General features: G+C 61.1%; 13 protein-coding genes and 1 other RNA gene. 11 read left to right on the top strand and 3 right to left on the bottom strand.

The window, feature by feature from the left end; genetic code table 11:
• Position 1: 1 nt before the first annotated feature.
• On the bottom strand, positions 2–430 hold the full coding sequence (locus ACIQUH_RS13555) for an HIT domain-containing protein (RefSeq protein WP_400815800.1): 429 nt from the start codon (positions 428–430) through the stop codon (positions 2–4).
• A 65-nt stretch (positions 431–495) separates the two neighbouring features.
• Here ACIQUH_RS13555 and ffs point away from each other — a divergent pair.
• From ffs to ACIQUH_RS13540, 3 genes are all read left to right on the top strand, one after another.
• An RNA gene (ffs, locus tag ACIQUH_RS13550) (signal recognition particle sRNA small type) lies at positions 496–592 on the top strand.
• 79 nt (positions 593–671) lie between these two features.
• Positions 672–2,546, top strand: a complete 1,875-nt coding sequence (locus ACIQUH_RS13545) for a DNA polymerase III subunit gamma/tau (protein WP_400815798.1) — start codon at positions 672–674, stop codon at positions 2,544–2,546.
• Positions 2,547–2,570: 24 nt separating this feature from the next.
• Positions 2,571–2,894, top strand: a complete 324-nt coding sequence (locus ACIQUH_RS13540) for a YbaB/EbfC family nucleoid-associated protein (protein ID WP_400815796.1) — start codon at positions 2,571–2,573, stop codon at positions 2,892–2,894.
• Between the two features lie 68 nt (positions 2,895–2,962).
• Here the strand turns inward: ACIQUH_RS13540 and ACIQUH_RS13535 are convergent, their stop codons facing one another.
• Positions 2,963–3,598 (bottom strand): MOSC domain-containing protein, encoded by a 636-nt coding sequence (locus ACIQUH_RS13535; protein WP_400815794.1) that lies wholly within the window; start codon positions 3,596–3,598, stop codon positions 2,963–2,965.
• A gap of 37 nt (positions 3,599–3,635) precedes the next feature.
• Here ACIQUH_RS13535 and recR point away from each other — a divergent pair, with 37 nt between their 5' ends.
• Together recR and ACIQUH_RS13525 are read left to right on the top strand one after the other, a co-directional pair.
• On the top strand, positions 3,636–4,241 hold the full coding sequence (gene recR / locus ACIQUH_RS13530; RefSeq protein WP_077983270.1) for a recombination mediator RecR: 606 nt from the start codon (positions 3,636–3,638) through the stop codon (positions 4,239–4,241).
• Between the two features lie 34 nt (positions 4,242–4,275).
• Positions 4,276–5,541: a lytic murein transglycosylase gene (locus tag ACIQUH_RS13525; RefSeq protein ID WP_400815791.1), complete on the top strand. Its 1,266-nt coding sequence runs from the start codon at positions 4,276–4,278 to the stop codon at positions 5,539–5,541.
• Positions 5,542–5,721: 180 nt separating this feature from the next.
• Here ACIQUH_RS13525 and ACIQUH_RS13520 read toward each other — a convergent pair whose 3' ends face one another.
• A complete protein-coding gene (locus ACIQUH_RS13520) occupies positions 5,722–7,350 on the bottom strand; it encodes an MFS transporter (protein WP_400815789.1) in 1,629 nt (542 codons plus the stop codon).
• A gap of 288 nt (positions 7,351–7,638) precedes the next feature.
• On the opposite strand from ACIQUH_RS13520, the gene rimP reads away from it, so the two are divergent.
• From rimP to truB, 6 genes are all read left to right on the top strand, one after another.
• The gene (rimP, locus tag ACIQUH_RS13515) at positions 7,639–8,235 is read left to right on the top strand and encodes a ribosome maturation factor RimP (protein ID WP_400815786.1); all 597 of its coding nucleotides are present in this window, start codon (positions 7,639–7,641) and stop codon (positions 8,233–8,235) included.
• A gap of 63 nt (positions 8,236–8,298) precedes the next feature.
• Entirely contained in the window at positions 8,299–9,915 is a 1,617-nt protein-coding gene (gene nusA, locus ACIQUH_RS13510; RefSeq protein WP_400815784.1) for a transcription termination factor NusA, read from the top strand.
• Positions 9,912–10,613: an RNA-binding protein gene (locus ACIQUH_RS13505; RefSeq protein WP_400815782.1), complete on the top strand. Its 702-nt coding sequence runs from the start codon at positions 9,912–9,914 to the stop codon at positions 10,611–10,613. The genes nusA and ACIQUH_RS13505 overlap by 4 nt, the downstream gene beginning before the upstream one ends.
• Positions 10,614–10,715: 102 nt before the next feature.
• Positions 10,716–13,451, top strand: a complete 2,736-nt coding sequence (infB, locus tag ACIQUH_RS13500; RefSeq protein WP_400815780.1) for a translation initiation factor IF-2 — start codon at positions 10,716–10,718, stop codon at positions 13,449–13,451.
• A gap of 139 nt (positions 13,452–13,590) precedes the next feature.
• Positions 13,591–14,007: a 30S ribosome-binding factor RbfA gene (gene rbfA, locus ACIQUH_RS13495; protein ID WP_003507167.1), complete on the top strand. Its 417-nt coding sequence runs from the start codon at positions 13,591–13,593 to the stop codon at positions 14,005–14,007.
• A 3-nt stretch (positions 14,008–14,010) separates the two neighbouring features.
• On the top strand, positions 14,011–14,958 hold the full coding sequence (truB, locus tag ACIQUH_RS13490) for a tRNA pseudouridine(55) synthase TruB (protein ID WP_400815776.1): 948 nt from the start codon (positions 14,011–14,013) through the stop codon (positions 14,956–14,958).
• Positions 14,959–15,058: the final 100 nt, after the last annotated feature.

Genomic DNA, 15,058 nt, shown 5'->3' with positions numbered 1-15,058 from the left:
ATCAGAGCGCGCCGGAGATTTTTTTCATCAGACTTTCCTTTTCGCCCGGAGCGTAGGGCACCGCCGTCCCGTGACCCCAGATGGGACCGGGCCAGCAGGTGTCGCCTTCATTACGGGCGATAATATGGACATGCAGCTGCCGGACGATATTGCCCAGAGCACCGACATTGATCTTGGTGGCTCCCGTGATTTCCTTCAAGGCGGAGGCGACGAGATTGGTCTCGAATGTCAGCACGGCCTGATCAAGCGGGGTGAGATCGAACAATTCGCTGGCACCATCTCGCTGCGGCACCAGCACCAGCCAGGGCCAGCGACTGTCGTTTTGCAAACGCAGTTCACATAGTCCCAAACGCGTCACCAGCACGCTATCGCGCGCCAGCCTGTCGTCCAGCCGGAATGTCTCCAAGGTGTCCTCCATGTTTGTTTTCATCGTGATAGCAGTTTTTTGAAGGCTTGGCTTGCATTTGCTGTCGATATTGCCGATATGTGGCCCTGGGAGGTTGGTGGTGGACGAGCCACTCGCCAACCGGGTCAGGTCCGGAAGGAAGCAGCCCTAACGAGCCCGGCACGGGTCGCCGTGCCAGCCTCCCACCTTTTTAAAAGACGTGCTCAGCTTTTCGCCGGGCCAGTTCCGCGCCCCAAGACAACTGGCAAAACAAACTGGCGAGGCAATGAGCGATACCGTACCCACCACATCAAGCGAATCCCAGGTCGGGACCGGCTACCGGGTACTGGCGCGCAAATATCGCCCGAAGGATTTTTCCGATCTGATGGTCGGCCAGGAGCCGATGGTCCGCACGCTGACCAACGCCTTCGAGACGGGGCGTATCGCGCAGGCCTATATGCTGACCGGCGTTCGCGGCGTGGGCAAGACGACCACGGCCCGCATTCTCGCCCGCGCACTGAATTACAAGACCGACACCATCGACAAGCCGACCATCGACCTTCGCATTCCCGGCGAACATTGCCAGGCGATCATGGAAGGCCGGCATGTCGATGTCATCGAGATGGATGCCGCCTCGCATACCGGCATCGACGATATTCGCGAGATCATCGAGCAGGTGCGTTATCGCCCGGTCTCGGCGCGCTACAAGGTCTATATTATCGACGAAGTGCACATGCTGTCGACGCAGGCTTTCAACGGTCTTCTGAAGACCCTGGAAGAGCCGCCGGAACATGTGAAATTCATCTTCGCGACCACCGAAATTCGCAAGGTGCCTATCACGGTTCTGTCGCGTTGCCAGCGTTTCGACCTGCGCCGCATCAGCGCCGCCGATCTCGTCGGCCTGTTCACCGCCATTGCCGGCAAGGAAGGTTTCGAGGCCGATCCGCAGGCACTGTCGATGATTGCGCGGGCGGCCGAGGGTTCTGCTCGCGACGGTCTTTCCCTGCTCGACCAGGCGATTGCCCATGGCGGCGGCCGTGTGGAGGCCGAAGCGGTGCGCGGCATGCTTGGCCTTGCTGACCGGGCGCGCATCGTCGATCTCTTCCAGCACGTCGTCAAAGGCGATGTCGCTGCTGCCCTTTCGGAATTCAACGGGCAATATGAGGCGGGCGCGAACCCGGTTGTCGTTCTGAACGACCTCGCCGATTTCACCCATCTCGTCACCCGCATGAAATATGTGCCTGACGCAGCGGAAGACCCCTCGCTTTCCGAGATCGAGCGCGTGCGTGGCGCGGAGTTTGCCGAAACCATCGCGGTGACGGCGCTGTCGCGCATCTGGCAGATGCTGCTGAAAGGCATTCCGGAAACGGAAAATGCCTCGCGGCCCGCTGGTGCGGCCGAAATGGTGCTGATCCGGCTTTCGCACGCCGCCAACCTGCCGGCACCGGAAGATGCGGCGCGACGCCTGCTGGAGCTTTCCAGCGGCGACGGCGGTTACGCCAATGGCGGGCCCTCAGGTGGCGGCAACGGCGGTGGCGCGCGTGCCTATTCTTCGGCGCAGACCGTGGCAGCCGGAAGACCTGCAGAATTTGCCGCCCCGAGGCAGGCCGGTCCGCAACCCTCCACCATGCTTCGCGCCGTGCCGGATAGCCGGCCGCAGGAGATGCAGGTCGCGCCCCCGAAAACCGAGGAGCGGCCGGAGCCGAAGGTTCCCGTCAATTCGGTTCAGGATATTGCCGATCTCTGCCAGAAAAACCGCGATCCCGTCATGCGGGCGAAGGTACGCAACTTCGTGCGGCTGGTGCGGCTGGAGCCAGGCCGCCTTGATATGCGCCTTGGCGACGGTGCGCCCGGCTCGCTGCCCGGTGAACTTGGCGTCAGGCTGAAGGAATGGACCGGTATTCACTGGATCGTCAGCCTCAGCAAGGAACAGGGTGAGCCGACGCTTGTCGAAGCCGAAGGCAATGCCCGCGATGCCCGCCTGGTCGATGCGCGTCAGGACCCTGATGTTGCCGCGATTCTGGCGCAGTTTCCCGGCGCAAAGATCACCGACGTTCGTATCCGCGCCGCGATACAGGATGAGGCGGAGGACATCGCCCCGCCATCGGTTGCCGAATCGAGCGAAGGCGACATCCTTCCCGGCGACGACATCGAGTTTTAAACAAAAAGAACAGGAGATTGGCACATGCGCGACATCATGGGCATGATGGGCAAGGTCAAGGAAATGCAGTCCAAGATGGAGAAGGTGCAGGAAGAAATCTCCGCCCTTGAAGTCGAAGGCAGGGCCGGCGGCGGTCTGGTGACCGTCATCCTCAACGGCAAGGGCGAAATGCGCGGCCTGAAAATCGATCCTTCGCTGTTCAAGGAAGACGAGGTCGAAATCCTTGAGGATCTGATCGTGGCTGCCCACAAGGACGCCAAGGAAAAAGGCGAAGCGCAGGCCCAGGAAAAAATGGCCGGCCTGACCGCCGGTCTGCCGCTACCGCCCGGCATGAAGCTGCCGTTCTGATATCATCCGACTGAAGAGGATGGCGAACCGCTGTTGAGCATTCGCCATCCTCGCCTCAAAGATTGGGGCTAGGCTTCCAGCATCGCGCGGAACCGGCTTGCGAGCGGTGTTTCGAGATAGGCCGCACGTTCGGCTTCGCTGAGTTGCATGGGGCGGAAGCGCTGCAGAATAGTCGGTATCGGCAGTTTCCTACCCTGATAGGCCTCGAATGCGACAGCCTCACCTGCGGCGAGCATTCCGCCTTTCAGCACGCGGCAATAAAAACCCGGCTGGCCCGCCTGCCGAAAACGCGGGGCAAAATCGGGATCGCCGACGCGGGCCGACAGCGTGGCGCAGGGGATGCGGGCAGCGGTCACCTCCAGTACGACGTCATCTGCCGTGAACCTGTCACCCACATGCAGTTTCGCGCTGTCGACACCATCAAGCACGACGTTCTCGCCGAAAAACCCGGGTTCGACCATGAAGCCCAGGGCGCTGGACCAAAAGTCGAGATCGACGGAGCCCATGACATAAATCGCCTGATCCGGCCCGCCATGATGTTTGCGATTGCAGACGGCATCGCTGACAATGCCTTCCGCGTCGACCATGACCGGGCCGTTCACGGCGTGTTTGAATATGCCCGTCTTCGCTGTCTTTCCCGGCAGGTTTTTTGCCTCGCCCCGGCACACCGCCCTGATTTTCATGGATTGCCCTTCAAGCTTCATGATTCCCGTTTCCCGATTTATGCAGTAGAAAGCGCTCATGGCAAAACGAGTCACCGGTCCCGAAATTGAAAAACTGATCCAGCTTCTGGCAAAAGTGCCGGGGCTTGGGCCCCGCTCGGCACGGCGGGCGGCGTTGCATCTCATCAAAAAGAAGGAACAGCTCCTCGGGCCGCTGGGCCACGCCATGGGCGAAGCCTATGACAAGGTGAAGATCTGCTCCTGCTGCGGCAATGTCGATACGATCGATCCCTGCACCGTCTGCGCCGATGACCGGCGCGACCAGTCCGTCATCATCGTGGTGGAAGACGTGTCGGATCTCTGGGCGCTGGAACGAGCGGGTGCGATGAACACCGCCTATCACGTTCTGGGCGGCACGCTGTCACCGCTCGACGGTGTTGGGCCCGAGGATCTGAACATCAAGGGCCTGATCGACCGTGTGAGCGCCGGCGGCATTCGCGAGCTCATCATCGCCGTTAATGCGACGGTGGAAGGACAGGCGACCGCCCATTACATCACCGATCGCCTTTCCGATCTCGGCATCAAGATCACGAGGCTCGCGCATGGCGTGCCTGTGGGCGGCGAGCTGGATTATCTCGACGAGGGCACATTGACGGCGGCGCTTCGCGCGCGAACGACAATCTGAAGCCTTCCCTCCCCATCACCCAAGAGGAGACCGAATGCGACACCGATTTGCTACCAGGGCATTGGCCGCCATTCTTTCCGTTTTTTCAGCAACGACAGTTCTTGCACAGTCGGCCCCGACAGGTGCGGCTGCAGCCAAATATGACGCAGACTTCAATGCCTGGCTGAAAAAGGAAATCTGGCCGGAAGCCCGCAAGGCCGGTATTTCGCAAAAGACGCTGGAGGCCACGCTCAGCGGTCTCTCCATCAGCTGGAACCTGCCCGATCTCGTCATTCCCGGTCAGAAGCCGCCGAAGGAACAGAGCCAGAGCCAGGCGGAGTTCTCCTCGCCGGGCGCCTATTTCTCCGAAAAGCGGTTGCAGGGACTTGCCGGCACCGGCCGCTCGCTTGCGGCCACGCATGCGGCAACGCTGCGCAGGATCGAGGCGAAATATGGTGTTCCCGGAGACATCGTCATTGCGATCTGGGGCCGCGAATCCGGCTTCGGCCGGGCGAAGCTGCCGCATTCGGCGGTCGATGTGCTGGCCACGAAAGCCTATATGTCGACCCGCAAGGAGATGTTCCGCACTGAACTGATCGACGCGCTGAAGATCGTCGAAAGCGGCGATATCGCCGCCTCACGCATGATGGGTTCCTGGGCCGGCGCGCTGGGCCAGCCGCAATTCATGCCGTCGAGCTATCTCAAATACGCCGTGGATTTCGATGGCGATGGCCACCGCGATATCTGGAATTCCGTGCCGGATGCACTGGCATCCATAGCGAACTATCTTTCTGAGCGCGGCTGGCAGCGCAATCGCGACTGGGGCTTCGAAGTCTCCATTCCCGCCAATGTTTCCTGCGCGCAGGAAGGCCCTGATCTGGCCCGGCCGGTGGCCGACTGGGCGAAGATGGGCATTACCCGCATTTCCGGAAAAGCCTTTCCTGCCAATGACCTGACCGCCGATGGCATGATGCTGGTGCCGGCCGGGCGGCATGGGCCGGAATTTGTGGTGACGCCGAATTTCTACGTCATCAAGGAATATAATAATTCCGATCTCTACGCGCTTTTCATCGGCAATCTCGCCGACCGCATCGCCCATGGGGCGGGACCCTTCAAGGGGGAATGGGGCAATGTCGGGTCGATGCTGCGCTCCGACGTGCTGGCCATGCAGAAGGCGCTGGTCGCCAAAGGTTACGATGTCGGTAAGGCGGACGGGCTTGCGGGCTTCAAGACGCGCCGCTCACTCGGTGACTGGCAGTCGAAAAACGGCCTCGCGCCGACATGTTTTCCCGATGCGACGCTGAAGGCGAAGCTGAAATAGCAGGCTGCTGGCGAAGTCCGAAAACCTCTCCATCGTCATGCTCGGGCTTGTCCCGAGCATCTGCAACCGATTGATTTAGCGATAGGTGATTGGATCCTCGGCACAAGGCCGAGGATGACGTCGAGGGTATGGCAAGGGCATCCACTAGTCTTTTAACCTAGCCTGTTTCTGCCCCAACTCTCAATGCTGATCGGTATGCGGCTTGTGAAAGATATCATCGGTCGGCGGAATGGTCTGCCGTTCGATCATGCGATGCACCCGCGGCCGCGTCTTGCCACGATGAAGCTCCAGCAGCCGGTCCCAGGCTTCCGCATCCGCCTGGGTGCGGCGATGGTTGTGGCGGACATATTCCACCCATGTCGGCACATGGTAACTTTCCGTCCAGATGTCGGGGTTTTCGAGGTCGCGCATCAGGTTCCAGTTGCGGGCACCATCGCGGATGCGGATGCGGCGGCGCTCGGCCATCAGCGGCAGGAATTCGCCGAGGTCCTCGTCATGGATTTCGTAGTCGATGAGAATGGCGATGGGGCCGCTGCGCGGCTTGATATCCAGCCTCAGCGGCGGCTCCACGAAACGGTTGAGCGGATCGAGATTGAGCGAGGCGAAGGCCGGCATCGCAAGCTTGAGACCGACGACGACACCGAGCAGCATCAGCACGCAGGAACAGAGCAGCGAATAGGAAATGCCGTAATCTTCCGCCAGCTCACCCCACAGCCAGCTGCCGACGGCGATGCCGCCGAAGGTCAGTGTCTGGTAAAGCGACAGCGCGCGGCCCACCACCCAGCGTGGGGTGGAGAGTTGAACGATGGTGTTGAAGAGCGACAGCGCCAGCACCCAGCAGGCACCGGCAATGGTGAGAACCAGCGAGGTGATGATCGAACTGGTGCTCAGCGCCGTTACGCCGGAACTGAGAGCGAAGCCTAAAAAGGCGACGCGCACGATCCATTCGCTGGACAGGACCTCGCGCAATCTGGCGCTGATAAGGGCCCCACCAATAGCGCCGACGCCGAACGCGCCGAGCATGACGCCGTAGGTCAAGGGACCGCCTTCTACCAGATCGCGCGCGACAATGGGCATCAAAGCAAGGATGGCGCTGGCGGAAAGGCCGAAGAGAAAGCCGCGCACCAGCACCTTGCCGATATTGGGCGACATCGCCACATAACGCATGCCGGCCGAGATGGCGGCCAGAAGCTGCTCACGCGGCAGGCTCGAAGCATATTTGGGCGGCTGCCAGCGAAACAGCGCGTAGATCAGGGCGAAATAGCTGAGCGTATTGACAAAAAACGCAGCCGCGGCCCCGGCGGCGGCGACGATGATACCGCCGATGGCCGGGCCGACGCTGCGGGTGATATTGAAGCCGACGCTGTTCAGCGTCACGGCGGCCGGCAAATCCTCACGCGGTACCATTTCACCGACCGAGGCCTGCCAGGACGGGTTGTTGAGCGCCGTGCCGCAGCCGATCATGAAGGTGAAAAAGAGCAGCAGCCAGGGCGTGAGCCACCCTGACCAGGCAAAGACGGTGAGCAGCACGGAGGCCGTCAACATCAAAAGCTGCGCCGAAATCATGATGCGGCGGCGATCGAAACTATCGGCCAGCGCACCTGAAATCAGCGAGAACAGCATGATCGGCAGCGAGGTCGAGGCCTGCACCAGCGCGATCATGTTTTCCGAACTCGACAGCGAGGTCATCATCCACGCGGCACCCACCGCCTGGATCAATCCGCCGAAATTCGAGGCAAGGCTCGCGATCCAGATTCGTCTGTAAGTCAAATGCCTTAAAGGCGCGAGTGGCGATTTTCGGTCAGGCACGCTCTGTCCACTTGATGCAACTGCGATCTATCAAACGGCAACTATAGACAGTGCCGGAATTCATGCCAGCCTTTCCGACACGGTAAGGGTGAAAATATGGCCGGAGCCACGCTCCGGGCGAGACCGCCCGTGAAAACCTTGCAATCCTGCCCCGATGGGTCTATATGACCCCTGAAATTCTTGATCGCTTGATGAAGAGTGGGGCCGCAAGGCTCCGCTCTTTTTCGTTAGGCGAACCGGAAACCACGGGCTGAGTGCCCGGTGAAAATCTAAAGACCGGAAGGCCAGATGGCAGACACCGCACATGAACCGCGACTGATAACCGAAACGGGCATCGACCAGCGCATTGCCGAGATCATCGAGCCTGTTCTGACGGGCATGGGGTATCTTCTGGTGCGCGTGCGGCTCTCCAACCAGAACGGCATGACGCTGCAGGTGATGGCCGAGCGGGAAGACGGAACGATGACCGTTCAGGACTGTGAAGCCATCTCGATGGCGATTTCACCGGTTCTTGATGTGGAAGATCCGGTCGAGAAAGCGTATCATCTCGAAGTTTCCTCGCCCGGCATCGACCGGCCGATGGTTCGCAAATCGGATTTCACCCGCTGGCAGGGTCATCTGGTGAAGGTCGAAACCTCCATTCTGGTCGAGAACCGCAAGCGGTTTCGCGGCAAGATCGTTGAGGTCGATGCTGACGGCTTCAAGCTCGAACGCGACCAGATCGCCTATGGCGAAGAGCCGACAGTCATCGTTCCGTTCAATGCGCTTTCCGATGCGAAGCTCATTCTGACGGACGACCTTATTCGTGATGCGCTGCGGGCAGACAAGGCGGCAAAGGCCGCCGCCGCAAACCAGAACGACGAAAACGAAGCAGACGAAGACTAATTCCAACGTAAAGCCCGGAAAACGGGCGATCCCCGCAATTATGCGACTTACGGAGATAAAAAAATGGCAGTGAGTGCTAACCGGCTTGAGCTTCTGCAGATCGCCGATGCTGTGGCGCGCGAAAAGGTCATCGACCGCGAAATCGTGCTTGCCGCAATGGCCGACGCTATCCAGAAAGCCGCCCGCTCGCGCTATGGTTCGGAAACCAACATCCGCGCCGACATCAACTCCAAGACCGGCGAAATCCGCCTGCAGCGTCTTCTGGAGGTTGTCGAGGCCGCCGAAGATTATTCGACCCAGATCCCGCTGGAGCTCGCCCGCGACCGCAACCCCGACGCCAAGCTCGGCGACTTCATCGCCGATCCGCTGCCGCCGATGGATTTCGGCCGTATCGCTGCCCAGTCGGCCAAGCAGGTCATCGTTCAGAAGGTTCGTGAAGCCGAGCGGGACCGTCAGTATGACGAATTCAAGGACCGCATCGGCGAAATCGTCAACGGCACCGTCAAGCGCGTCGAATATGGCAATGTCATCGTCGATCTCGGCCGTGGCGAAGGCATCATCCGTCGCGACGAGATGATCCCGCGCGAAAATATGCGTTACGGCGACCGCGTGCGCGCTTACGTCTACGACGTTCGCCGCGAACAGCGTGGCCCGCAGATTTTCCTGTCGCGTACCCATCCGCAGTTCATGGTGAAGCTGTTCACCATGGAAGTTCCCGAGATCTACGACGGCATCATCCAGATCAAGTCGGTTGCCCGTGACCCCGGTTCGCGCGCCAAGATCGCGGTTATCTCGAACGATAGCTCGATCGATCCGGTCGGCGCCTGCGTCGGTATGCGCGGTTCGCGCGTCCAGGCCGTTGTCGGCGAACTCCAGGGTGAGAAGATCGACATCATTCCGTGGAGCCAGGAACCGGCTTCCTTCATCGTCAACGCCCTGCAGCCGGCGGAAGTCGCCAAGGTCGTTCTGGATGAGGAATCCGAGCGTATCGAAGTGGTTGTTCCCGACGAGCAGCTGTCGCTCGCCATCGGCCGCCGCGGCCAGAACGTGCGTCTGGCATCGCAGCTGACCGGCTGGGATATCGACATCATGACCGAGCAGGAAGAATCCGAGCGTCGCCAGAAGGAATTCAACGAGCGCACGGCACTCTTCATGGAAGCGCTGGATGTCGACGAAATGGTCGGCCAGGTTCTGGCTTCGGAAGGCTTCGCGCAGGTTGAAGAACTGGCCTATGTCGATCTCGACGAAATTTCCTCGATCGACGGCTTCGACGAAGACACCGCCGATGAAATCCAGACCCGCGCTCGCGAATATCTGGAACGCCTGGAAGCCGAAATGGACGCCAAGCGCAAGGAACTCGGCGTTACCGATGAGCTGCGCCAGATCGATGGCCTGACCTCGCAGATGATGGTCGCGCTCGGTGAAGACGGCATCAAGACCATCGAGGACTTTGCCGGCTGCGCAGCGGACGATCTGGTCGGCTGGAGCGAGCGCAAGGACGGCGAGACCAAGAAGTTCGAAGGCATCTTCTCCAAGCTCGATGTTTCGCGCGTCGAAGCCGAGAACATGGTGGTGCAGGCCCGTCTTCTGGCAGGCTGGATCACCGCCGAAGAGCTCGCTTCCGAACAGGAAGCCGATGCGGAAGCTGCCGAGGAGGCGGATACCGCCGAACAGGAATGATATCGCAGGCGCATGAGCCGGACGATCTGCCCGAGACTGACGATGACGGGCGGATCAAAGGCGACGTCAATGGACGTATGTGCATTGTGACACGGCAGAGCGGATCGCCGGATGAGCTGATCCGCTTCGTCGCAGGCCCGGACGGCGGCGTCGTTCCGGACCTGAAACGCCAATTGCCGGGGCGCGGCTGCTGGGTGACACCCGAGCGCGCCCTGATCGAGAAGGCCATCGCGAAGAAGCTCTTCGCGCGGGCTCTCAAACGCGACGTCAAGGCCGGGCCGGAGCTTCTCGCTCTTCTCGACCGGCTGATGGCGCAGCAGCTTGCCGGGATGATGAACATGGCGCGAAAAGCCGGCCAGTTCATCAGCGGCGCGACGAAGGTCGATGCCGCCGTCCGGTCCGGGAACGCGATCGCCGTGTTTCATGCGACCGATGCTGCGGCCGACGGCGTGAGAAAACTGGACCAGGCCCGCAAGGCCTGGGCGCTCGGCAGCGATGCCGGCAATGAAATTCCGTCCTTCCGGCTCTTCAGCGGAGCCGAAATGGACGAGTTGATGGGCCAGAATGCTTTTATCCATGCCTGCGCGCTTGCAGGGCAGGCGGGTGAGGGTGTAGTGAAGCGCGCAACGATGCTTGAGCGGTACCGCCTTGGCGGCCAATCTCAGGCGGAACGCGACGCTGCCCGGACAGAACAATGACGCGGTTAACCGACATCAACGGTCGCCGCGTTCCGATGCAGCAATTGAACGACGAGACCTGATGGACGTCATCCGGTTCTCGTCCGAAGGAACGGGAACGGAATGACCGACAACAACGACGACAAGACACTTAACGCGCCTGCCAAGAAGACTCTCACCCTCAAGCCGGGCGGGATGAATCAGGGCACCGTGCGGCAGGATATGGGTCGAGGTCGCACCAATGCGGTTGTCGTGGAAACACGCAAGCGCCGCCCCCATCGACCTGAAGACGAGAAGCAGGTTCATTCGGTTGCAGCACCCGCTTCGAAGCCGGCCGCCCCTGCCCCCGCGGCACCGCGTCCGCAGGCTCCGCAGCCGCGCATCCACCAGCCGAGCGGCCAGCAGCAGCGTCCGGGTTCCTCCCAGCCGCAGCAGCAGCGTACCGGCTCGTCCGCATCGCAGCAGCGCCAGCCTGAGCGTCCGCGCGGCAACGTCCTGCACGATCTGTCCGCCGGCGAGATGGAAGCCCGCCGCCGCGCGCTGATGGAAGCGCAGGCCCGCGACGTGATCGAAGCCAAGCAGCGTGCCGAAGACGAAGCGCGCCGCAAGGTGGAAGAAGAGCGCCGCATCGCCGCTGAAAAGGAAGAGGCTGCACGCCGTGCCGCCGAAGAGGCCGAAGCCGCCAAGGTGGCAGCGAGCCAGCCGGCCGTGGAAACGAAATCCGAACCGGCCGCTGAAAAGCCGGCTGCCGCCGCTCAGCCGGCACCGCGCACCGAGGCTCGTCCTCAGCCGGCCGCCGCCCCTGCCCGCGCTCTTCCGGAATCCGTCGCTCCGCGCGGACGTCGTACCGATGGTGACGACGAGGACGATCGCGGTGCGCGCCGTAGCAATCTCCCGGTTCGTGGCAAAGTCGCCGCACCTGCACCGGCAAAGCCCGCTGCACGCCTGAAAACGGAAGAAGAACGCCGTCGCGGCAAGCTGACCGTCACCTCATCCAATCTGGACGAAGACGGCACACCGCGCGGCCGCTCCATGGCATCCATGCGCCGCCGGCAGGAGAAATTCCGCCGCAGCCAGATGCAGGAAACCCGTGAAAAGGTCATGCGCGAAGTGATCCTGCCGGAAACCATCACCATTCAGGAACTGTCGCAGCGCATGTCCGAACGCGCCGTCGACGTCATCAAGTTCCTGATGAAGGAAGGCCAGATGATGAAGCCGGGCGACGTGATCGACGCCGATCTGGCGGAACTGATCGCGGTCGAATTCGGCCACACCGTCAAGCGCGTTTCCGAATCCGACGTGGAAGAAGGCATCTTCAACCAGGCAGACGACGAAGGCGAAATGCTGCCGCGTCCGCCGGTTGTCACGATCATGGGCCACGTCGACCACGGCAAGACCTCGCTTCTCGACGCGATCCGTCAGGCCAACGTCGTTGCTGGCGAAGCCGGTGGCATCACCCAGCATATCGGCGCCTATCAGGTCGAAAAGAACGGCCAGAAGATTACCTTCATCGATACCCCCGGCCACGCCGCCTTCACGGCCATGCGTGCCCGTGGTGCACAGGCGACGGATATCGCCGTTCTGGTGGTCGCAGCTGATGACAGCGTGATGCCGCAGACGATCGAGTCCATCAACCATGCCAAGGCAGCGGGTGTTCCGATCGTCGTGGCGATCAACAAGATCGACAAGCACGAAGCAAACCCTGAAAAGGTTCGCCAGCAGCTCCTGCAGCACGAAGTTTTCGTGGAATCGATGGGCGGTGAAGTGCTTGACGTGGAAGTCTCCGCCAAGAAACAGCTTGGTCTCGACAAACTGCTTGAAGCGATCCTGCTGCAGGCTGAGATTCTCGACCTCAAGGCAGATCCGAACCGTACCGCAGAAGGTACCGTCATCGAAGCGGAACTCGACCGCGGCCGTGGTGCCGTCGCTACAGTTCTCGTGCAGAAGGGTACGCTGAAGCCTGGTCAGATCATCGTGGCCGGCGACCAGTGGGGCCGCGTTCGCGCCCTCGTCAACGACAAGGGTGAACACGTCAAGGAAGCCGGTCCGGCTATGCCTGTCGAGATTCTCGGTCTTTCCGGCACGCCATCTGCCGGTGACCGTTTCGCGGTTGTCGAAAACGAAAGCCGTGCCCGCGAGATTTCCGAGTATCGCCAGCGTCTGGCACGCGACAAGGCTGTCGCACGTCAGACGGGCCAGCGCGGTTCGCTGGAACAGATGATGAGCCAGTTGCAGACTTCGGGAATGAAGGAATTCCCGCTTGTCATCAAGGCGGACGTGCAGGGTTCGGTCGAAGCCATTATTGCTTCGCTCGACAAGCTCGGCACCGACGAAGTCCGCGCTCGTATCGTTCACTCGGGCGCTGGCGCCATCACGGAATCGGATATCTCGCTTGCCGAGGCCTCCAACGCCGCGATCATCGGCTTCAACGTTCGCGCCAACGCACAGGCACGTACGGCGTCCGAACGCGCCGGCATCGAGATCCGCTACTACAACATCATCTACGATCTGGTGGATGACGTGAAGGCGGCGATGTCGGGCCTGCTTTCGCCGGAACGTCGCGAGACCTTCCTCGGCAATGCCGAAATCCTCGAGGTGTTCAACATCACCAAGGTCGGCAAGGTCGCGGGTTGCCGCGTCATCGAAGGCAAGGTGGAACGTGGTGCGGGCGTGCGTCTGGTTCGCGACAACGTCGTCATCCACGAAGGCAAGCTCAAGACCCTCAAGCGCTTCAAGGACGAAGTCTCGGAAGTGCCGGTCGGTCAGGAATGCGGCATGGCCTTCGAAAACTACGAAGACATCCGCGCCGGCGACACCATCGAGTGCTTCCGCGTCGAACACATCACGAGAACGCTCTAAAGCATTTCCAGGAAAACTGGACCCCGGTTTTCAGTCCGAAAATGCGATAAAACAAAGAGTTAGAGCGTTCTCGCCGCAAAACAGGACTTTACTGTCGGGCGCCGGCTTACCGGCGCTCGCTCCGTTTGAGGCATAACCCATGGCAAAAGCAACATCATCGGCCCCTTCGCAACGCATGCTGCGTGTTGGCGAACAGGTGCGCGCCGCACTGACCCAGATTCTCCAGCGCGGCGAAGTCCGCGACGATCTGATCGAAGGCACCGTCATTTCCATTTCGGAAGTGCGCATGTCGCCCGATCTCAAGATCGCCACCGCTTACGTGACGCCGCTTGGCGTTGCCGATCACACCGACATCATCACCGCACTCAACCGCCATGCCAAGTTCATGCGCGGCCGCCTCGGTCCGCAGCTTCGGCAGATGAAATACATGCCGGAACTGCGCTTCCGCGACGATACGAGTTTCGACAATTACCAGAAGATCGACGCGCTTCTGCGTTCGCCTGAAGTGCAGCGCGATCTTGGACCTTCGAACGAAAAAGACGACGAACAGAACTGAAGCATGTCCAAACCACGCAAACAGCAGAACCGCAAACCCAAGGGCCGTCCGATTTCCGGCTGGCTCATTCTCGACAAGCCGCTGGATTTCGGCTCGACCGAGGCCGTTTCCAAGATCAAGTGGCTGTTCAACGCCCAGAAGGCGGGCCATGCCGGCACGCTCGATCCGCTTGCTTCCGGCATGCTGCCGATCGCGCTTGGCGATGCCACCAAGACCGTGCCCTATGTCATGGACGGTCGCAAGATTTATGAATTCACCGTGACCTGGGGTGAGCAGCGCACGACTGACGATCTGGAAGGCGAGGTGGTCGAATCCTCCGATCAGCGACCTGACGAGCAGGCGATCCGCAATATTCTGCCCAATTATACCGGCGTGATATTGCAGACACCGCCGCAATTTTCCGCGATCAAGATCGCCGGCGAGCGCGCCTATGATCTGGCGCGTGACGGCGAGACGGTCGAAATCCCCGCCCGCGAGGTGGAAATCCACCGCCTGACACTGCTTGCCTGTCCGGATGCTAATACCGCGCATTTCGAAGTGGAGTGCGGCAAGGGAACCTATGTGCGGGCGCTGGCCCGCGACATGGGCCGCGATCTCGGCTGTTTCGGCCATATTTCGGAATTGCGCCGCACCATGGTCGCGCCCTTTGGCGAAGACATGATGGTGCCGCTCGAAACCCTGACGGCGCTGGAAGCCGTAGAGGACCGCGACGAACGGCTGGAAGCGCTGGACGCCTATCTCATCGACACGGCCGAGGCGCTTTCCGCCCTTCCCCGCCTCATCATCAACGACGATCAGGCGCACCGGCTGAAGATGGGCAACCCCATCCTGCTGCGCGGACGCGATGCGCCAGCCAATCATCCGGAAGCCTATGCCACTGCGCATGGCAAGCTTGTCGCCATCGGCGAGATCGGCGAAGGCGAGTTCCGACCGAAGCGCGTTTTCGGCTGAAACGGCTCCATCTATCTGTTTTTCGCATTTCCGCCCGGAAAACCGCTTCACACTTTTCCCGGAAACGCTCAAAGAGGCGCTGTCAATCGCCTCTTTCAAT

This window comes from Agrobacterium sp. NPDC090283 (assembly GCF_044769685.1).
GTDB lineage: Bacteria > Pseudomonadota > Alphaproteobacteria > Rhizobiales > Rhizobiaceae > Agrobacterium.
Note: the sequence above shows the minus strand (reverse complement) of the source record. Positions and strands in the feature narration are given on the sequence as shown.

Excerpts from the sequence above, each read along its gene's own strand:
- ACIQUH_RS13505 (WP_400815782.1), top strand. The coding sequence starts at position 9,912 with ATGATATCGCAGGCGCATGAGCCGGACGATCTGCCCGAGACTGACGAT.
- nusA (WP_400815784.1), top strand. The coding sequence starts at position 8,299 with ATGGCAGTGAGTGCTAACCGGCTTGAGCTTCTGCAGATCGCCGATGCT.
- ACIQUH_RS13535 (WP_400815794.1), bottom strand. The coding sequence starts at position 3,598 with ATGAAGCTTGAAGGGCAATCCATGAAAATCAGGGCGGTGTGCCGGGGC.
- infB (WP_400815780.1), top strand. The coding sequence starts at position 10,716 with ATGACCGACAACAACGACGACAAGACACTTAACGCGCCTGCCAAGAAG.
- ACIQUH_RS13525 (WP_400815791.1), top strand. The coding sequence starts at position 4,276 with ATGCGACACCGATTTGCTACCAGGGCATTGGCCGCCATTCTTTCCGTT.
- truB (WP_400815776.1), top strand. The coding sequence starts at position 14,011 with ATGTCCAAACCACGCAAACAGCAGAACCGCAAACCCAAGGGCCGTCCG.
- ACIQUH_RS13555 (WP_400815800.1), bottom strand. The coding sequence starts at position 430 with ATGAAAACAAACATGGAGGACACCTTGGAGACATTCCGGCTGGACGAC.
- ACIQUH_RS13545 (WP_400815798.1), top strand. The coding sequence starts at position 672 with ATGAGCGATACCGTACCCACCACATCAAGCGAATCCCAGGTCGGGACC.
- recR (WP_077983270.1), top strand. The coding sequence starts at position 3,636 with ATGGCAAAACGAGTCACCGGTCCCGAAATTGAAAAACTGATCCAGCTT.
- rbfA (WP_003507167.1), top strand. The coding sequence starts at position 13,591 with ATGGCAAAAGCAACATCATCGGCCCCTTCGCAACGCATGCTGCGTGTT.
- rimP (WP_400815786.1), top strand. The coding sequence starts at position 7,639 with ATGGCAGACACCGCACATGAACCGCGACTGATAACCGAAACGGGCATC.
- ACIQUH_RS13540 (WP_400815796.1), top strand. The coding sequence starts at position 2,571 with ATGCGCGACATCATGGGCATGATGGGCAAGGTCAAGGAAATGCAGTCC.